General features: G+C 64.7%; 19 protein-coding genes. 16 read left to right on the top strand and 3 right to left on the bottom strand.

Annotated elements, in window-relative coordinates; all coding sequences use genetic code 11:
- The first annotated feature begins 66 nt into the window (after positions 1 to 66).
- Genes AB0O44_RS15495 through AB0O44_RS15510 form a run of 4 tightly spaced genes read left to right on the top strand, consistent with a single transcriptional unit; the run spans position 67 to position 2,895 of the window.
- Positions 67 to 936: an oxygenase MpaB family protein gene (locus AB0O44_RS15495; protein WP_364138898.1), complete on the top strand. Its 870-nt coding sequence runs from the start codon at positions 67 to 69 to the stop codon at positions 934 to 936.
- The gene (locus AB0O44_RS15500; protein ID WP_364138899.1) at positions 933 to 1,469 is read left to right on the top strand and encodes a hypothetical protein; all 537 of its coding nucleotides are present in this window, start codon (positions 933 to 935) and stop codon (positions 1,467 to 1,469) included. Before AB0O44_RS15495 ends, AB0O44_RS15500 begins: the two co-directional genes overlap by 4 nt.
- Positions 1,466 to 2,470, top strand: a complete 1,005-nt coding sequence (locus tag AB0O44_RS15505; protein WP_364138900.1) for an MAB_1171c family putative transporter — start codon at positions 1,466 to 1,468, stop codon at positions 2,468 to 2,470. Before AB0O44_RS15500 ends, AB0O44_RS15505 begins: the two co-directional genes overlap by 4 nt.
- Positions 2,467 to 2,895 (top strand): hypothetical protein, encoded by a 429-nt coding sequence (locus tag AB0O44_RS15510; RefSeq protein ID WP_364138901.1) that lies wholly within the window; start codon positions 2,467 to 2,469, stop codon positions 2,893 to 2,895. Before AB0O44_RS15505 ends, AB0O44_RS15510 begins: the two co-directional genes overlap by 4 nt.
- 133 nt (positions 2,896 to 3,028) lie before the next feature.
- Here AB0O44_RS15510 and AB0O44_RS15515 read toward each other — a convergent pair whose 3' ends face one another.
- The gene (locus tag AB0O44_RS15515) at positions 3,029 to 3,367 is read right to left on the bottom strand and encodes a hypothetical protein (protein WP_364138902.1); all 339 of its coding nucleotides are present in this window, start codon (positions 3,365 to 3,367) and stop codon (positions 3,029 to 3,031) included.
- Between the two features lie 183 nt (positions 3,368 to 3,550).
- On the opposite strand from AB0O44_RS15515, the gene AB0O44_RS15520 reads away from it, so the two are divergent.
- The 12 genes from AB0O44_RS15520 (at position 3,551) to AB0O44_RS15575 (ending at position 15,262) form a co-directional block, all read left to right on the top strand.
- Positions 3,551 to 4,558, top strand: coding sequence for a CHAP domain-containing protein (locus AB0O44_RS15520; protein ID WP_364138904.1), 1,008 nt, complete (start codon positions 3,551 to 3,553; stop codon positions 4,556 to 4,558).
- Positions 4,555 to 5,073, top strand: coding sequence for a hypothetical protein (locus AB0O44_RS15525; protein WP_364138906.1), 519 nt, complete (start codon positions 4,555 to 4,557; stop codon positions 5,071 to 5,073). The genes AB0O44_RS15520 and AB0O44_RS15525 overlap by 4 nt, the downstream gene beginning before the upstream one ends.
- Before the next feature lie 42 nt (positions 5,074 to 5,115).
- Complete coding sequence (locus AB0O44_RS15530; RefSeq protein WP_364138907.1) at positions 5,116 to 6,552, top strand: chromosome partitioning protein ParA; 1,437 nt, start codon at positions 5,116 to 5,118, stop codon at positions 6,550 to 6,552.
- A 34-nt stretch (positions 6,553 to 6,586) separates the two neighbouring features.
- Entirely contained in the window at positions 6,587 to 7,189 is a 603-nt protein-coding gene (locus AB0O44_RS15535) for a DUF6668 family protein (RefSeq protein WP_364138908.1), read from the top strand.
- Between the two features lie 11 nt (positions 7,190 to 7,200).
- On the top strand, positions 7,201 to 7,470 hold the full coding sequence (locus AB0O44_RS15540) for a hypothetical protein (protein ID WP_188572794.1): 270 nt from the start codon (positions 7,201 to 7,203) through the stop codon (positions 7,468 to 7,470).
- A gap of 25 nt (positions 7,471 to 7,495) precedes the next feature.
- On the top strand, positions 7,496 to 8,248 hold the full coding sequence (locus tag AB0O44_RS15545; RefSeq protein ID WP_364138909.1) for a hypothetical protein: 753 nt from the start codon (positions 7,496 to 7,498) through the stop codon (positions 8,246 to 8,248).
- A gap of 1 nt (position 8,249) precedes the next feature.
- Positions 8,250 to 9,548, top strand: coding sequence for a hypothetical protein (locus AB0O44_RS15550; protein ID WP_364138910.1), 1,299 nt, complete (start codon positions 8,250 to 8,252; stop codon positions 9,546 to 9,548).
- Positions 9,535 to 11,043 carry an SCO6880 family protein gene (locus AB0O44_RS15555; protein ID WP_364138911.1) on the top strand — a complete coding sequence of 503 codons (1,509 nt, stop codon included), beginning with the start codon at positions 9,535 to 9,537 and terminating at the stop codon, positions 11,041 to 11,043. The genes AB0O44_RS15550 and AB0O44_RS15555 overlap by 14 nt, the downstream gene beginning before the upstream one ends.
- Positions 11,043 to 12,629, top strand: a complete 1,587-nt coding sequence (locus AB0O44_RS15560; RefSeq protein WP_364138913.1) for a DUF87 domain-containing protein — start codon at positions 11,043 to 11,045, stop codon at positions 12,627 to 12,629. The genes AB0O44_RS15555 and AB0O44_RS15560 overlap by 1 nt, the downstream gene beginning before the upstream one ends.
- Positions 12,626 to 14,395 (top strand): TraM recognition domain-containing protein, encoded by a 1,770-nt coding sequence (locus AB0O44_RS15565; protein WP_364138914.1) that lies wholly within the window; start codon positions 12,626 to 12,628, stop codon positions 14,393 to 14,395. The genes AB0O44_RS15560 and AB0O44_RS15565 overlap by 4 nt, the downstream gene beginning before the upstream one ends.
- Before the next feature lie 9 nt (positions 14,396 to 14,404).
- Positions 14,405 to 14,827: a DUF4913 domain-containing protein gene (locus AB0O44_RS15570; RefSeq protein ID WP_364138915.1), complete on the top strand. Its 423-nt coding sequence runs from the start codon at positions 14,405 to 14,407 to the stop codon at positions 14,825 to 14,827.
- A 171-nt stretch (positions 14,828 to 14,998) separates the two neighbouring features.
- Complete coding sequence (locus AB0O44_RS15575) at positions 14,999 to 15,262, top strand: hypothetical protein (RefSeq protein WP_364138917.1); 264 nt, start codon at positions 14,999 to 15,001, stop codon at positions 15,260 to 15,262.
- A gap of 105 nt (positions 15,263 to 15,367) precedes the next feature.
- Here AB0O44_RS15575 and AB0O44_RS15580 read toward each other — a convergent pair whose 3' ends face one another.
- Together AB0O44_RS15580 and AB0O44_RS15585 are read right to left on the bottom strand one after the other, a co-directional pair.
- Positions 15,368 to 16,024 carry a flavin reductase family protein gene (locus AB0O44_RS15580; protein ID WP_364138918.1) on the bottom strand — a complete coding sequence of 219 codons (657 nt, stop codon included), beginning with the start codon at positions 16,022 to 16,024 and terminating at the stop codon, positions 15,368 to 15,370.
- Positions 16,021 to 17,463, bottom strand: a complete 1,443-nt coding sequence (locus tag AB0O44_RS15585) for a cytosine permease (RefSeq protein WP_364138920.1) — start codon at positions 17,461 to 17,463, stop codon at positions 16,021 to 16,023. The genes AB0O44_RS15580 and AB0O44_RS15585 overlap by 4 nt, the downstream gene beginning before the upstream one ends.
- Positions 17,464 to 17,472: the final 9 nt, after the last annotated feature.

Below are 17,472 nucleotides of genomic sequence, written 5' to 3' on the forward strand. Positions count from 1 at the left end.
GCGGGTGCTCTATCTTGAGCACTGACGTCCGGCCTGGGTTCAGCCTTTTCGCACCTGTGGCCTCTCTTGCTGGAGTTTGATTCGATGCACAAAAGCCGAGCAGAAAGCCTCAAGCGCCAGGGGACGCTCAGCCGCAGCCAGTTTGAAGAGATCTATCGCAGATTCGTCCTCTTCGACCTGGCTGAGGATATGGACCTGGGATTCTTCCTTGCTTACTACCGCAACTTTTCCATCCCTTCGCTGGCCGGGACGCTGGCCGCCACGGGGGAGATCCGTTCACGTCCGCAAAAGCGCTCCTACGACACGGCGATAGTCATCTACGAAATCATCGCTGGCGGCCTAGACAGTGAACGGGGCGCAGCTATGGTCACCCTCCTGCGCAATGTGCACAGGGGAGTGCCCGGCCGCAACGCAGACTTCGTTTATGTCCTTATGACGATGCTCGTCGTTCCGATCCGGTGGGCCGACCGCCATGCTTGGCGGGCATCTCTGGACACCGAGAAGCAGGCCGCTGTTGATTTTTTCTCAGCCCTCGGAGAGCGCATGGGCCTTCACGACATCCCAAGCGACTTCGCTGGTGCCGCCGCGTTCCTCGATGACTACGAGAGAAAGCATGTCGCTGCCAGCCCGGCTGGGCTGGAACTCATGGACTCTACCTTGGGTGTTCTTCGGGCTCGGCTTCCTAAACCCCTCCGGCCGGCCACTGAAACTCTCCTCTCGGCGATGCTGGACGATCCGCGTCAGTCTGAAGCTCTGGGACTGCCTCGCCCCAATACTGTCGTCAAGGCAGTGCTGAGCGGTCTACTGCGGCTGAAGGCAACCATCACGGCGGTTCGTCCGCTGAGGCAGACCCCGCGGTTCCGGCCCGGTCTCTCGGGCTCCTCGCAGTACCCCTCGGGGTACGTGTTGGAGGATCTGGGTCCGGGGAAATCATGACCCCGCTGATGATGCCGAGCTATGTCGCGACGGTTCAGTCGACCATCGCCGAGCTCGGGCTGCCCGAGAAGCTGACGCTGGACGTCCTGAGGGAGGCAGTATCGTCCCGACGAGCGAGAAAGCTTGTGGTCCGTCGAACCGAAGAACTTGCCGGCAGCCCGGTATGCGCCATGACCTACTGCAACGCAGCGGTGGATCTAATCCTTTTCGCCCCCGCAGATGAGCGCCGGCGTGAGGATCACTTCGTGTGCCACGAATTTGGACACCTTCTCTTGGGCCACCACGAACAGGCCCGCGGAAACGTCACCCGCCCAATGCCACTCCTGGGCGCTTCGATGGTCACTAACCAATTGCAGGTCGAAGCTTCGGAGCCGAAGCTACTAGGCCGTCGAAGGTCGGCGAGCTGCGCCACCTTCACAGTGGCGGAGGAGAAGCGGGCGGAGACTTTTGCGGACATAGTGATGGACAGGATGTGGCGCTCTCATCTGCGGCCGCTAGATGAGCCATCCAGGTTTGCAGAGGTATTCGGATGACGAGCATTGTGGTTGCGGTCAGCTTAGGGATTTTGACCCTGCTCAGACTCTCCGGCCTCTGGAACCGGCCGGCCCGGCCAGCCTTTTTGGCGTCGGCTTTCGCCACAGCCGGTTTTACGCTTTACATCGAACCCGTCTACATCTTCGTGGATTCCCTCACAGGCAACCGAAACCTGGCTGGCCTGATTCTCTCCCTATGCGTCCTGGCCGCGTTCGCCCAGCTCTACACGGCAGTAACCAACGCTGCTGGGCCGGCCTCGGGGCTGCAGGATCTGCGCAAGGAACGACGCCATAGGATCGCCTGGATCGCCTCATCGCTCATCGTCGTGGTCGGCTTTTCAAGCAGCGACCTACCGGTCACCAGTCCCTCGCTGATCCGCACGTACGGGTCCCAGCCCGGCATGACCGCGTTCCTGCTGGCCGCTTCGTTCTTCATCGCCTACACAAGCGCTAGTGTCATCCGGTCTGTAATCGGTCACCTGAGCAAAATGTCCTCCGCTTTCCGCCTCGGGTTCTTTCTTGTGTGCGCCGGTTGCTTCGGTGCAATCTCGCTCCTTGCGGTCCGGTCCTTGCTGCAGCTGGTAACGGACCACGCGGGACAGGAATCTTTCTCTCCGTTCTATGGCGCCGGTCAGGCTGTCTCCGTTGTGTGCGTGGCTGCCGGACTTTCTACGTCACGGCTCGTCGGAATTACCGCGGCGACATCAGCAGATCTGTCCGCCCGGTGGCGGCTGTTTCGCCTCATGCCGCTTTGGAGGGCCTCCACCGCCGGCAACCCAAACCTGGTGCTCCACCAGGGCGGGTCGCCGGGCAAAGACATATTGAGCTCCAACCCGCATGCCGCGCTACAGCGGCGCATCACGGAGGTGCGAGACTGCCTCCTGGTGGACCCTGTTGGTTTGGAAGAAGCGTGGAATCAACATGAGTCAGCACTACTTGATGCCGAGAAGTCTCTGAAAACGCCGCAAACACCCTCCAGCCCCGATAGGACTGCCGCATGAACCGCAAAGACAACGCCTCTCAGCGGCGGGAGGAATTGGCTCGCCGCCTGGACCTCCTCATGGACGTCGTGGTTGCGGAAGGGGGCCAGCCGTACAAGTTTGCTGACATCCAAGCTGCCCTGGCCGAGAAGGGCGTGGGCTTGTCACGGGCGCGCTGGTTCTATATGCGCGAAGGAACTGGGGCGACCGTAACCGATCCAAAGCTCCTCTCCGCCCTCGCAGAGTTCTTCGGCGTCCCGCCCGCTTACCTGCTCGACTCAGATCCAACTCTCCCGGCGCGAGTGGAAGCTCAGCTCAAACTCTTGAAAGCCATGAGAATCGCTGAAGTCCGGAGTTTTGCAGCCAGGGCTCTCGGGGACCTTTCTCCTGAAGCCACCTCGGCCATCGCCAAAATCCTCGAAGAAGAGATGAAATCCACGGATTAGATTCCTGAGAGTGCCTTAGACATGTCTAAGGTTGGCTATCCTTGAGTCATGACCTACCACTCGTGCAGGCTAAACCCGGCAGAGCAACGGAGCGTTACTTACCGCACCACCACGAGGCGAGCCATGCGCTGCGCTACTTATCCGCCGCAAGCGCGTACCGCCGGAGGCTGTCTATCAGCGTCTCGATGCGAGGCAGATCTGCCGAGAATGCGTGGTTCAGGCGCCCGGAGCTTGGACCGAGCACGGGCGTTTTCTTCAAAACTCCAGCGGCGGCAAGGACGCCCGCTGCCTTGCTCAGGCTTGCGGGCGAAAAGTCCTTGAGCTCGTCCGCAAGTTCGGACCGGGTTGCCGGGACAGCTCTGGCGGCCAAGTGGTGGAGCAGGGCCAGGTTTATGCCGCTGCTGAAGACCGCCTGAGCGGTCGCTACCGACTCGTTCCAGGCGGCGTCGGCGGGCTTAACCAGTCGAGGCATATCGAACATCCTACTTGTCGCGCAGTGCTAGCAGCTGCGGCCTAGACCGTCGCTAGGGCAATACTTAAAGTATTGCTACAATATTTTAGATAAACCTAGGGGGGATCACTCGTGCAAGCCAAACCGCTCGCCACCGGCGTAGCCGTAGCTGTCCCCGTGGCCCTGCTAGGACTCGTTTCCTCGATGCTTCTGCTCTTGGGGCCTGCGAAGCCCGCGGCCGCCGACTGCGGGCCGGTAATTTCCGTCTCCGTGGATGCCAGTACCAAAGTCGCCGGCTACACCCGGGAACAGCTGAAGAATGCCGCTTTGATCATGGGGGCGGGTAAGGCTTTGAACCTTTCTGTGAATGGTCAGATGATCGCGGTGATGGTTGCCCTGGGGGAGTCGGGCCTGCGTGTTCTGGACAATGGCGATACCGCCGGCCCCGACTCCCGCGGCCTGTTTCAGCAGCGCGGCAACGGCGCGTGGGGATCCTATAAGGACCGCATGAACCCGGCCACGAGCGCCACGAACTTCATGAAGGCGCTGCAGGGTGTGGCGGGTTGGGAACTGCTGGAACCGACAATCGCGGCCAACAAGGTCCAGCGCAACGCCGACCCGTACCACTACCAGAAGTACTGGCCCGAGGCCGTGAAAATCGTCCAGGCCCTCTCGACGTCGAAGTTCTCCCTGCAGGGAAGCGACTGCGGAATCCCCGGCCAGTCCGGCGCCGGGAACGACTACCCGTGGAAGAACTCACCGACCTGGATGCAGGCCGGCGCCAACGCGGCCAGCACTTCACCGCTGGGCATGTACTACCGGGAGTGCGTGGACTTCGCCCTGTGGCGGGTCAACCAGCAGATGGGCTCCCCCAGTGCACCGTTCAGGTTCCTCAACAGCAACTTCCGTCCCGATGGCCAGGGCCTGGGTTCGGCCCTGACGTGGAAGGCCGGCTGGGACGCCAAGGGCTGGCCCACCGGCCGCGCACCCAAGGTCGGTGCCGTGGTTTGGTACGCGCCAGGTGCCGGGGGAGCGGACCCCAACTTCGGCCACGTCGGCGTCGTGAAGGAAGTCAAGGACAACGGCACTTACGTCGAAGAGGGCTACAACGGCAACCCTGCCCCGGATGACCACAACTACTACACCCGGACCGTGTCCAATACGGTCCCCTCAGCCTTCCTGTACCTGCCCATTCAAGAGGAGACGAAGTGAAGAAGCCCCTGACCCTGATCGCGGTGGCGCTGCTGTGCGCGGCCTGCGCCCCTGCCGCGTCCACCGGGGCCGCGCCGGCGTCCTCTTCCAGCGCCAGCCCCACCGCTTCCGCCCCGGTCTCGTTGAGCGCCAACAGCGGCCCCCAGGCACCCGGCGGCACGGTACCGGCCACCATCGGCATCACGTGGGACCAGGCCAGCAAGGAAGACGCTCTGGACGTTGCCGAGAACGCGATGACCGACTTCGCCCGGCCAACTCTGGATGAGAAGCAGTGGGCCAACGATCTGGCCCGCTGGCTGACGCCTCAGGCCACGGCCGACTATTCCTCCGTGGATCCCTCGAATATCCCGGCCTCCCGCGTCACCGGAGCGGCCACCTTGTCCGTCGATGAGGCCAACGGCTACGGCGCTAGCGCTTCGGTCCCTACGAACGCCGGGACCTACACGCTGCACCTGCTCCGCACGGGCAAGGACGCTCCGTGGAAGGTCAACCGTCTCACCCCGCCAGCATCCTGAACGTCACCGCCTTTTCCCTTCTCACACCTAAGGAACAAGCCGATGGGTACAACCCCTACGCAAGTATTGGCCTTCCCCAGCATCAAGGCCATTGTCCGCGACAACGGCACCGCCGAGGTCGTCGTCGCGGGCAACTCCCGCATCGTTCCCGCCGGGGAATCCCTGCAGGACCTCCGCAACAACGCCCTGGCCCTGGTCGTCGGTGAAGCGCAAACGCTCCAGCGCCCCGTCCGGGTCCAGATCGAAGATCCCGAGGGCCACGGCGAACTCATCGTCCACCCGGACAACAAGATCGAATCCATCTCCTACGAACCCCGCACAGCCCGCCGCCGGGCCGAAGCCCCCGCCACCACCCCGGAGACCGCCGCCCCCGCCGTCATCGAAACCACGCCTCTTACGGCACCGGAGCCCGCCGCCAAGCCTGTAGAGACAGCGCCGGTTCACGCTGCCGTAGCCGATGCCCAGCCGTGGCTGCCCGCGGCCTCGGCCGTGACCGAAGCTGTAGTGGAAGAGCCGGCTCCGACGCGGCGCAGCCTGAAGGACACCTCCTTCCTGGTCAGCGCCCCGGTCCTCGAGCCGGCCACCCAGGGCTGGCGCGGTGCGCTCACACGCCTGGGCATCCGCATGAACCCCTCCGATGAAGAACTCTCCGAACGCGAGGACATCCGCACGGTCAGCCAGCACTGGCCCGGCCCGCGCACCATCGCCGTGGTCAACCGCAAGGGAGGGGCCAACAAGACCCCCACCGTCGTCATGCTCTCGGCCATCCTCGCCCGCTACAGCGGCGCGGCCACGGTCGCGTGGGATAACAACGAATCCCAGGGCACGCTGGGCTGGCGAACCGAAAAGGGCTCCCACGACCGCAGCGTCCTGGACCTGATCGATTCCTCGACCGAGCTGCTGTCCCCGTCCACGAACGCGGCCGAAATCGCCAAGTTCGTCCACCACCAGACGGCCGACAAGTTCGATGTCCTCCGCTCCGATGAGAACGAAGAAGGCGACCACGAAGTCACCGCCGAAGAAGTCGACATCGCCCACCAGGTACTCACCCGGTACTACCGGCTAGTTGTCATGGACTCGGGCAACACCGCCCGCGCCGCGAACTGGCGACGCATGATCGACCACACCAACCAGCTCGTCGTCCCCGTCACTGCCATCGAGGACCGCGCCGAAGCCGCCCGGCTGACGCTGCAGACCCTCGTATCCCGCGGCGGCCACGACGCGGAGCTGGCCCGCAACGCGGTCGTGATCGTCTCCGAGTCCACCGACGCGAAACGGTCCATGAGCGGGGATGCCCTGAAGCGGGCCAAGGACGAGGCAGAGCGGATCGCCAAGGGCTTCGAACCCTTCGTCCGCGCCGTCGTCCGCATCCCTTACGACCCGGCACTGGTCAACGGACCCATCCGGTACGAAGCCCTCCAGCCAGCCACCCAGCGGGCCTGGCTCGCCGCGGCCGCCGCCGTCGCCGCCGGCTTCTAACCACCCACTCAACGGACATTCGAAAGGAGGACCCATGCAGCAGACCCTGAACCCCTGGATCAGCCGCCCCGCCGTCGAGACGGAAACGCCGGAACCGGAGGTACACGCCCCGCCGGCGGCGGCCATCACCGTCCCGTTGCGGGGCATGGTCGAACCCGACGCCGCTGACCGGCTGGGCCGCCGGACCGTCGCCGGAACCGCAGCCCTCTGGGTCACCGGCGCGCACGGCGGCTCCGGTGAAAGCCGGCTCGCGGAGATCCTGGACGGCGCACGAGCCTCCGGACACTGCTGGCCTGTCCCGCAGGACGGAAGCGCCCCGAAGCTGCTGCTGGTCTGCCGCGCTGATATGCGCGGACTGACCGCGGCCCGCAGCGCCGTCACCCAGTGGGCCTCCGGCGCTGCCCCGGCCGTTGACCTCCTCGGTCTTGCCGTCCTGGCCGACGCCCCCGGCAAGACGCCCAAAGCCCTTCGCGACTTCGCCGCCATTGTCGGCGGGGGAGCGCCCCGTCTCTGGACCCTGCCCTGGGTCGAGGCGTGGCGGCACGAAGACACCCCCAGTGTCCCCTCGGCCCGCGAATACCAACGCTTCACCACCGACATAGCTGCCCTCGTAGCTGACACCAGCACCACCAAATGAAAGGTCTCACCATGAACTCCCTGGCCCGCTTGGACTCAAGCTTCATCCCCAACCCGACCCCCGTTGTCCCGGCCCAGGCCGGCGGCCTGCTCACCATCCTGAACTGGGCCTCCGGTATCGGCCTGGTCCTCGGCGTGCTCGGCGTGATCATCGTCGGTATCGGCATGGTCATCCAGCTCCAGCGCGGCGAGGGAGCCCAGGCCATCGGCAAGCTCGGCTGGGTACTGCTGGGCTGCATCATCATCACCGGCGCCTCCGGCATCGTTCGCGCGTTCGTCTAAACCACCACCACACGGGAGGTTCACCATGAGCCAGTCCACCGAAAGCACCCCCGAGGCCAACCCCTTCACCAAACCCGGGTTCATCATCGCTGCGGCGCTGGTCGTGGCGCTCCTCGCGGCCACCGTCGTCATCTTCCTGCTCCCCAAGGGCGACGCCACCGCCCAGCAGGCCCCCGTTTCACCCTCCTCCGGCGCCTCTGCAACCCCGTCATCTCCGGTCGATGCGGGAGGCAAGAGCATCTGCGGGCTACCCCCCAGCACTGACACAGCACTGGGAACGGCGCCGAAGTCCAAGTGGGAGCTCGTCGGCAAGACGGCTGCCCCTACCGACCCAAAGACTTTCGGTCCTGGTTTGACTGACGGTGATGGCTTCCGCTCCTGCTTTGCCCATTCACCGACGGGAGCGCTCTACGCCGCCGTCAACATGATCGCCCTTGGTTCTTCAGCGACACAGGATTCGCTGAAGCTCGCCGACAAGCTTGTGGTCCCTGGGCCCGGCCGCGATGCGGCCATGGCCCAAGCCAAGGCACAGACCTCAATTTCGAAAAGCGGTGAGGTCGCTCAAGTCAGCGGCTTCCTGGTCAAGTCCTACAGCCCCGCCGAAGCGGATGTCGATCTTGCGATCAAACTCCCCAACGGCGCTCTGGCGCACTCCGTACTCTCCCTACGTTGGGTAGCTGGAGACTGGAAAGTGAAGGCCTCAGATGATGGGCAAGTATTCAATGGAATCGCCCAACTTACCGATCTGAGCGGCTTCATCCTCTGGTCTGGCGTCTGACATGGCTGAGTGCGGGCTGGGGGACATAACCTGCGTCGCGGGCAACATCGCATCCGGCGCAGTCAACGACGCCATGGGAAATATGGCGAAGGCAATCATGGAGGGTATGAGCCAGATGGTGACGACTCTGTCGACTTTCTGGGTCTCCATGCCGACGGTGAACCTGACGAGCCAGGACGGGACTGCGGCCAGCCCGATTGTTTCCATGGTCAACGGCGAGCTCATGGTTTGGACGGTTGCGCTGGCCGTCCTGGCGGTCATCATCGGCGGTATTCGCATGATCTGGGAGCAGCGGGGAGCGCCTCTAAAGGACCTTCTCCGCTCCCTGGTCACGCTGACGCTGGTGTCCGGGTTGGGTCTGGGTGTCATTTCCATCCTCGTGGTCGCTGCGGATGCGTTCTCGGCCGCGATTATCAACCGCTCGACTGACGGTAAAGGCTTCTCGGACGCAATGAAGCTTCTGGTCATGACCAACCAGACCGGCGTCGGGGTCTTCATCCTCATCATCCTGGGACTGATCGGGTTGCTGGCTTCCCTCGTTCAGGTCGTGCTCATGGTCGTGCGGAGTGGAATGCTGGTAATCCTCGCCGGCATCCTGCCCACGACCGCCGCGTTCACGAACACGGAGATGGGCAAGCAGTGGTTCCAGAAAGCAATCGGCTGGATGATCGCTTTCATCCTCTACAAACCCGCCGCGGCAATCGTGTACTCGGTGGCATTCCTCCTCATGGGAAGCAGTGGGAAGAACGCGCTGATCGGCTCAATCACCGGGTTCACGCTCATGGTCGTGGCCCTGTTCGCCATGCCGGCGCTAATGCGCTTCGTGACCCCCATGGTCGGAGCGGTCGCCTCCGGCGGCGGCGCGGGAGCCGGCGCCGCCGTCGGTGCTATGGCCACCGGTGCCGTGTCCATGGGCCGCAGCGGCAGCGGACGCGGCAATGCCGCCCCCACGCCGGCGAGCTCCAACCAGCCGGGCTCCACCCCGAAGGGCAGCGACGGGACCCCCGGGCCCAAGGGCAGCGGCGGGAAACCAACCCCCGGATCGGCCGGAACCGCAGGCGCGCAGGGAGCTGCAGCCGCAGGAGCAGCTGGAGCTGCAGGTGCCGCCGGAGCGGCAGGGGCAGGCACCGCTGGCGCGGCAGGCACCGCGTCGGGTGCGACGGCAGCAGCCGGCCCGGCTGGTATGGCCGTAGCCGCAGGAACACAAGTAGCGTCCCGGGTTTCCCAGGCCGCCCAACAAACCGCACAGGACTCAACCGGCCAATCAGAATCCATGGAGGGCCCCAGTGGCAGCAATTAACACCGAATACAAAGAACCGTCCTACGGCAACTGGCGCGTGCCCCGCTCGGCCGGGTTGGGCAACCTCGGTGCCATCGGCACCGGCATCGTCATGGTCGGGCTGCTGCTGGGCATCACGAGCTTCGCTATCTGGGGCCTGCTTCCGGGCCTCGCGGTCCTCGCCGTCGCCGGGATCAGTGCCCTCCTGCTGACGGTCAAGGACAAGCATGGCCAGTCCGTCGTTGACCGCACCGCGACCCGGTTGAGCTTCCGGATCTCCAAAGGCTCGGGCACCAACCTTTACCGCTCCGGCCCTCTGGGCGTCACGCAGTGGGGCATGTACCAGCTGCCAGGACTGGCCGCGAAGTCCACGCTGTACGAATTCTCCGACTCCTACAAGCGTCCGTTCGCCCTCCTGCACGTCCCGGCCACGAACCACTTCACCGTCATCTTCTCCACCGAACCCGACGGCGCGTCCCTGGTCGACCCTGAACAGGTCGATGCGTGGGTGGCGAACTGGGGCGGCTGGCTCGCCGGCCTCGCCGACGAAGCCGGCCTGGACGCCGCAGCAGTCACGGTCGAAACCGCGCCCGACTCCGGCTACCGTCTCCGCAACGAGGTCGAGATGAACATCGACCCGAACGCCCCTGCCTTCGCCCAGGCGATCCTGCGCGAGGTCGTGGACACCTACCCGGAAGGCTCCGCCACCGTGCGGGCCTGGGTTTCCCTGACGTTCAACGCCTCCCTCCGGTCGGGTTCAAAGAAGCGCACCCCCGAGGACGTCGCCCGCGACCTTGCCTCCCGCATTCCGGGCCTCTCGGCCCGGCTCCAGTCCACCGGCGCCGGCATCGCCCGGCCCATGTCCGCGCAGGAACTCTGCGAAGTCGTCCGGATCGCCTATGACCCGCCGGCGGCCCTGATCATTGATGAAGCCCACGCCGCCGGTTCCCCTGTCTCCCTGAGCTGGGGCGACGTCGGCCCCACCGCGACACAGGCCAGCTGGGACGACTACCGCCACGACAGCGCCTTCTCCGCATCCTGGACGATGACCGGCGCACCCCGCGGCTCCGTGAACTCCTCGGTGCTTTCCCGTCTCCTGGCCCCGCACGGGGACATCGACCGCAAGCGCATCTCCCTGCTGTACCGTCCGATGGACTCGGCCCGCGCCGCGGCCGTGGTCGAACGGGACCAGAACAACGCCAACGTCCGCATCACCTCCGGGACCCGCCCCTCCGCCCGCGCCCTGGTCGATGCCCGGTCCGCCGTGCAGACCGCCCAAGAAGAAGCCCAGGGCGCCGGCCTGGTGAACTTCGGCATGGTCGTCACCGCCACCGTGACCGATAAGGAACGCCTCGCGGACGCCGTTGCCGCCATCGAGCAGACTTCCGGCACCGCCCGGGTGCTGCTGCGCCGGGCCTACGGATCCCAGGACACCGCGTTCGCCGCGTCCCTGCCTCTGGGACTGGTCCTGCCCAAGCACAGCATGGTGCCCTCCGAGATTAAGGACGCCCTCTAATGGCCCGCATGCGCCTTTTGACTGCAAAGAAGTCAAAGACAGTAAAGGAACCAGTGGTGGGTACGGAGAAGCGTCCCGCCCGGGACGCCGGCCCGGGCGCACGCGGCTGGACCGGACGCGGCGGCGGCATGGCCGCGCTCGTTCCCTCCGTCACCGAATACCGCGGCACCACTGTTCAGGTCTGCGGCCTGTGGCCGTTCTCCTCGGGCGCGTCATCACCCATGATCGGTGTGCCGCTGGGTCGGCACGAGGAAACCCAGGCGACCGTCTGCTGCGACCCGATCAGCTGGTTTCAGCGTGCCCGGCTGATTTCCAATCCGTCCGCGTTCATCCTCGGCAAGCCGGGCTTGGGCAAGTCCACGCTGGTCCGCCGCATGTTCCTTGGCCTCTCCGCTCAGGGTGTCAATGCCCTCGTCTTGGGTGACCTGAAGGGTGAGCACGTCAAAGCGGTGCAGGCCCTTGGTGGGCAGGTCATTAAGCTCGGCCGCGGCGTCGGGTACCTGAATATCCTTGACCCCGGCCAGGCCGTCGAGGTCGCGCAGCGACTCGAAGAGGCCGGCCACCACGAGGCTGCCACCCGCGTCCGTGCCGACGCCCACGGTCGACGCCTGAACATGGTCGTCTCCCTGATCACTATCAGCCGGAACAACCCGCCCACGGACCAGGAACAGACCATTCTCGACCGCGCCCTCCGCGTGCTCGATGACCGGTTCGACGGCGTCCCTGTCCTCAAGGACCTGCTCGACGTCATTGTCTCGGCCCCCGACGAGTTGCGCCAGGTGGCGCTGGACCGCGGCGACATCAACGTCTACCTGAAGGAAACCCGGGCGCTGGAGGCCACCCTGCTCGGCCTGACCGGCGGCGGGAAGCTCGGCGAAATCTTCTCCCGCCAAAGCACCAACCCCATGAGCCGGGACCGCGCCGTGGTGTTCGACGTCTCGACTATTGACGAGACCGAGACAGACCTGCAGGCCGCAGTGCTGCTGGCGTGCTGGTCCTACGGCTTCGGCACGGTCAACGTCGCCAACGCCCTCGCTGACGCCGGGCTGGAACCTCGGCGGAACTACTTCGTCGTCCTGGACGAGCTGTGGCGGGCGCTGCGCTCGGGCAAGGGCATGGTCGACCGGGTCGACGCCCTGACCCGGTTGAACCGTTCCGTGGGTGTCGGGCAGATCATGATCTCCCACACCATGTCCGACCTGCTGGCGCTGCCGGCCGAAGAGGACCGGATGAAGGCCCGCGGGTTCGTGGAACGCTCCGGCATGGTCATCTGCGGCGGTCTCCCGGCCTCCGAGATGCCGCTGCTGACTCAGGCCATCCCGCTCTCGCGGCAGGAACAGCAGAAGCTCATCTCCTGGCAGGACCCGCCCGCCTGGAACTCCCGCGGCGCCGACGTCGAACCCCCGGGCCGGGGAAAGTTCCTCATCAAGGTCGGCGGCCGCCCGGGCATCCCGGTCCAGATCGGTTTGACCTCCATCGAACGGGCCGAGGGCCTGAACGACACCAACACCCGCTGGCACGAACCCGCGGCCCCCTTGATGGACCCCGCGGCCGCGGAGCTGCCCGCGACAGGAGATGCACTGTGAGCGCACCGAACCGTAAAGGCATGGGCCTGGGGGACGCGATTCTGGTCTGGCTGGCCATCGGCTTCATCGTCATCGTCGGCGGCGGCGCGTACGCCGCCGTGCACATCGGATCATGGATGGCCGGCCTGCCGACGCCTCCGGGCCACCCCATCGACTTGATCGCCGGCCTGGTGAAGGGCAAAGTCATCTGGCCGGCCCAGGCGACCGTCGTTGTGGCGGTCATGGCCGGCCTGGTAATCGCCCTGGCCGCAGTCGTCTTCTGGGCTTGGCGGAAGGGTGCCTCCAAGCGTGCCCGGGTCGACAAAGCAGCCCGGTACCTCGGCCGCGGCAAGAACCTCACCGCGTTCTCTCAAAAGGGCGCCCAAGCCACCGCCAACCGGCTGGGCGTCGCCGGCAAACCCGGCATCATTGTCGGCAAGGTCGTCTCCACCGGGCAAACGTTCATCCAGTCCTGGGAAGACCTCAGCCTCGATATCTGGGGCCCCCGTACCGGTAAGTCCACCTCCCGGGTCATGCCGGCGATCCTGGACGCCCCTGGAGCTGTGGTCTCTACCTCGAACAAGCGCGACGTCGTTGACGGCACCCGCGGCGTCCGCGCAGCCACCGCCCCTGTCTGGGTCTTTGACCCGCAGAAAATCGCTCAGGAAGAGCCCGACTGGTGGTGGAACCCCCTCTCTTACGTCACCGACGAAGAGAAGGCCTACAAGCTCACCCAGCACTTCTCAGTCGGCTCCCGCGTCCCGGGCTCCAAGCCGGACGCTTACTTCGACCCCAAGGCCGAAGACATTCTCTCCTCATACTTCCTCGCCGCCGCCCTCGGGGACCTGCCAATCACGCAGGTCTATTTCTGGGTCACGGAGCAGGTCAGCCAGGAACCAATCGAGATCCTGAAAGAGCACGACTACGAGTTGCAGTACCGCGGCTTGGAATCCACGCTCAAGCTCGCGGACAAGCAGCGCGACGGCATCTTCGGCACCGCCGAGAAGATGATCCAGTGCCTCAAGAGCCGCAACACCCTCCGCTGGGTCGCCCCCACCGGAGAGGCCACGGTTGCCCTGGACGCCCGTCGTCAGTTCAACCCTCACGCCTTCGCCGCGTCCCAGGAAACCATCTACATCCTCTCCAAGGAAGGTGCAGGCTCCGCCGCTCCGCTCACCACAGCCCTGACCGTGGCCATCGCGGAAGCCATGGAAGAACGGGCGGAGCGCAGCGGCGGTCGTCTGCCCAAACCGGCGCTCTTCGCCCTGGACGAGCTGGCAAACGTCGTCCGCTGGGCCGGCCTGCCGGACCAGTTCAGCCACTACGGCTCCAAAGGCCTGATTGTTATGGGCATCCTGCAGTCCTGGTCCCAGGGCGTCGAACTATGGGGGGAGGCGAATATGCGGAAAATTTGGTCCGCAGCAAACGTCAAGGTCTACGGCGGGGGAGTGGCCGAAGAAGGATTCCTCCGTGCTCTCTCGGACCTGATCGGGGACTACAGCTACACCAACGTTTCCATCAGCTCCGGCAAATCCGGGTCCAGCCGGTCCCGTCAGGAAGGGAAGGAACGGATCTTCGACGTCTCCAACCTCGCCGAGCTGGACCGCGGCCGCGCCGTCGTCCTCGCCTCCGGCGCTCCCGCCACTCTCGTCCGCACCATGCCCTGGTACACCGGCACGCACAAGGACGCCGTGGAGGCATCCATTAAGCAGTACAGCCCGCGCCCCGAAGAGGAAGCTGTGCCGGCCGGCCCTGCTGCGAAGTCCAATCCCTGGCTCGCGGGTTAGGGGGCTGGCATGACTACCGAAATCGGCCGCTTCGGCTCACTCAAGGCTGAGACACCCGCAGATGCTCCGGCCGACGACCAGAAGACACCGGAACTGGTGTACGGCTCGGCCGAGGAATTTCTTCACGAGCAGCTCCTGCCTACCTACGTCCGCGACATCGACGGCCGCGCCGCAAAATGGTGCATCGAGTGGTACTTCCACCCCGAAGCCGTCAGCCGGATAGAAGCTCTGTGGCGCGCCTGGGAACACCTCCGACTCGACGGAGCGACGGGGATCAGCGTCTGGTTCAGAGACCACGCCGACCATCACATGAGCGTGCTCTTGGACCCCCACGGGCCGTTCTATAAATGCGATATGCAGAAACACCGGGACCCTGAACACCTCGAACCAAAACGGGCACCGGAGGGCTGGTTCCCGGATGCGAGGGCCTAACACCGCACTAATGGTGGCGACGGAAGGATCCAATGGCCCTACCTGGAGCGACGTGGCCTGAGTAACGTCGCGCTTATCAGTCCTCCGTGATGGGCACCTGCTCTGTGGAACGCGCATGGCCGTGGGCCAGCTTCAGACCCTTCCTGAGGCGCGAACGAGCAGGTGCATAGAATGTCGACCATTACTTCGAACCGTGGTGTCCCGGAACCGGAAGAGCATGACAGGGATGCGCAGGGCTCACGCGACCCCGCAGATTCAGTGCGACGCCAGGCTGAAGCGATCATTGAAACTGTTCTGGCCTCCGGCACCCCCGCGGACACCCAGAAGCTTAGCGAACTCGTGGCAGCGTTCCCGGGTCGTCCCGAGGCCGCTCTGGCCCAGTTTCTTCGGGAAGTCAGACCCAGCATCTCCGACTACGACGGCCCGCTGCTCTAGACCCCACCCTCTCGGACGTGCTCGTACAGCAGGGCCCTGAAGCGGGACGGCATGGCCGAAGCCCCCGCTCAATGGTCCTTGAGCGGGGGCTTCGGGGAGAAGTACCTAGGCGGGCTGGCCGGCGAGTCCGTAGGCTTCGTCGTCGGATGCGTGGGGGATTTTCATTTCGAAAGTCTCCGTGATGGAGGCGTAGTCGTGATATCCCATCCTGGCCAGGGGCCGGATTTTAGGGATGTCGAGCCTCCCATCGACGGTGAGGACCTCGTCGTTGATATGAATCCGTTCGACCTGTGCAAAGACGATGTCGATGGTTCCAACGTTCGAGCTACCCGTCATTCGGTGCGTCGAGAGGTACCTGCACTCAAAATGGACCGGGCTTTCGGCCACCATGGGTGTGGGGGAGAGCTCCGCATAGCGCTTTGTGACGCCGGCGTGGTCAAATTCGTTCTCCTCGAATGGCAAGGCCATGGCGCTGATATTGACCGCTTCGCGAAGGTCGTAGGTGGCCATGTTCCATACGAACCAGCCGGTTTGCTCCGCGTTCAGGACGGTGTCTTTCCTCCGCCCGTCCGGGTACTGGTTGGCGGAGAACATCACCATGGGGGGATCGAAAGTCAGGTTCTGCCACTGACTGTAGGGTGCCAGGTTCTCCACACCGTCTGGACTGACGCTCGAGAGCCAGCCGATGGGTCGGGGGACGGTGCAGCTTTTGAAGGGTGAATATGGCAGCGGGCTGCTCTCAAGCGCGGGATCGTATTTCACGGGGTTTCCTTTGAGGTGGTTGCGGCGGCGGGGACAGCAACTTCGTGGCGCTGTTCCGCGATGAAGTCGGGGGCCGAGACGGTTTGGTTGCGAACGTTTCGGGACGCGGCGTAGTAGAGGCCGCCGGCGACGACGAGCCCGATGAGCCAGGCAATCTCTGCGCCTCCGAGCAGGTTGGCGATGGGGCCCACGTATAGCGAGCTATTCATGAAGGGGATCTGGATGAGCACGCCGATGGCGTATGCGAGGAAAGCGCCTTTGTTGAAGCGGCCATATTCGCCGTCGCGGAGGAAGAGTTGGGCAATGTTGTACCGCTCCTTGCGGACCCAGTAGTAGTCCACGAGGTTGATGGCCGACCAGGGTGTCATGAAGTAGAGCAGGAACAGCAGGAAGTTTGTGAAGTTGGTCAGGAAGTTTGCGGTGGCAGCTAGTGCAATCGCCAGGGAGACAGCGGAAATCACCACGACGTAGAGCGAGCGTTGCCGCGGCCCGACCCGGTTCTGTCCGGTGAGGCTTGTGATGATGGTGGCCAGCGACATGTACCCGCCGTAGGAACTGAGAGTGTTGCCAGTGAGCTTGCCCAGGATCACGGCGAGCAGGACCAGCGGCCAGATCGCCCCGCCGAGCCCGGCGAGGTACCCGACCTGATCATGGCCGAAGGCTTTGCCACCAAGGGCCGCCGCCAGCGCGCCGAGGATCATGGCCAAAGAGCCGCCAAGGACACTGCCCAGAAAGGTCCAGCCGATTGTGGCCCGTTTGGGGGTGTCTTCGGGCAAATACCGTGAGTAGTCCGCGATGTAGGGGCCGAAAGTCAACTGCCACGATGCGGAGAGGGAGATGCCAAGGACGAACGCAGCGCCGTCAAAGGCGTTCGTCTCAACGGCCGCGCCGATGTTCCCATCGGTGATGATGCGCACCAGGAGGATCACGAACACAACGGCGCTCAGGACCGCCGCGATGTGCGAGAACTTGTGGATGTAGCGGTATCCGATGATCGCCAAGGTGGTCGACATGAGCGCGAAGATCGTGGCGCCCATCTGCGGGGAGACCCCGAACAGGGTACCGATAGCCTGACCGCCAAGGACCAGGCCTGTGGCGTAAAAGCCAACATAGATCATCAGCGCCAGGACGAGCGGCAGGATGGCACCGAAGTAGCCGAACTGCGCCCGGCTCTGGATCATTTGCGGAACCCCGAGCTTGGGGCCCTGTGCTGAGTGCAGTGCAGTGAAGAAGCCACCCACAGCGTTACCGAGGATGATGGCGGGAATGGACCACAGCGCACTGTTCCCGAGGATCACGAACAAAGCGCCTGTCACGACCGCGGTAATGGATGTGTTGGCGGCGAACCATATGAACAACAGGCTACGGGGCTTGCCGTGCCGTTCTTCGGGTGGGATGAAGTCAATGGAACGCCGCTCAACGGTGACGGTCTTCGCCATTGCTGACCT

Source organism: Arthrobacter sp. NPDC080082 (assembly GCF_040686595.1).
Lineage (GTDB): Bacteria > Actinomycetota > Actinomycetes > Actinomycetales > Micrococcaceae > Arthrobacter.

Excerpts from the sequence above, each read along its gene's own strand:
- AB0O44_RS15500 (WP_364138899.1), top strand. The coding sequence starts at position 933 with ATGACCCCGCTGATGATGCCGAGCTATGTCGCGACGGTTCAGTCGACC.
- AB0O44_RS15505 (WP_364138900.1), top strand. The coding sequence starts at position 1,466 with ATGACGAGCATTGTGGTTGCGGTCAGCTTAGGGATTTTGACCCTGCTC.
- AB0O44_RS15510 (WP_364138901.1), top strand. The coding sequence starts at position 2,467 with ATGAACCGCAAAGACAACGCCTCTCAGCGGCGGGAGGAATTGGCTCGC.
- AB0O44_RS15515 (WP_364138902.1), bottom strand. The coding sequence starts at position 3,367 with ATGCCTCGACTGGTTAAGCCCGCCGACGCCGCCTGGAACGAGTCGGTA.
- AB0O44_RS15520 (WP_364138904.1), top strand. The coding sequence starts at position 3,551 with ATGCTTCTGCTCTTGGGGCCTGCGAAGCCCGCGGCCGCCGACTGCGGG.
- AB0O44_RS15530 (WP_364138907.1), top strand. The coding sequence starts at position 5,116 with ATGGGTACAACCCCTACGCAAGTATTGGCCTTCCCCAGCATCAAGGCC.
- AB0O44_RS15535 (WP_364138908.1), top strand. The coding sequence starts at position 6,587 with ATGCAGCAGACCCTGAACCCCTGGATCAGCCGCCCCGCCGTCGAGACG.
- AB0O44_RS15540 (WP_188572794.1), top strand. The coding sequence starts at position 7,201 with ATGAACTCCCTGGCCCGCTTGGACTCAAGCTTCATCCCCAACCCGACC.
- AB0O44_RS15545 (WP_364138909.1), top strand. The coding sequence starts at position 7,496 with ATGAGCCAGTCCACCGAAAGCACCCCCGAGGCCAACCCCTTCACCAAA.
- AB0O44_RS15550 (WP_364138910.1), top strand. The coding sequence starts at position 8,250 with ATGGCTGAGTGCGGGCTGGGGGACATAACCTGCGTCGCGGGCAACATC.
- AB0O44_RS15560 (WP_364138913.1), top strand. The coding sequence starts at position 11,043 with ATGGCCCGCATGCGCCTTTTGACTGCAAAGAAGTCAAAGACAGTAAAG.
- AB0O44_RS15570 (WP_364138915.1), top strand. The coding sequence starts at position 14,405 with ATGACTACCGAAATCGGCCGCTTCGGCTCACTCAAGGCTGAGACACCC.
- AB0O44_RS15575 (WP_364138917.1), top strand. The coding sequence starts at position 14,999 with ATGTCGACCATTACTTCGAACCGTGGTGTCCCGGAACCGGAAGAGCAT.
- AB0O44_RS15585 (WP_364138920.1), bottom strand. The coding sequence starts at position 17,463 with ATGGCGAAGACCGTCACCGTTGAGCGGCGTTCCATTGACTTCATCCCA.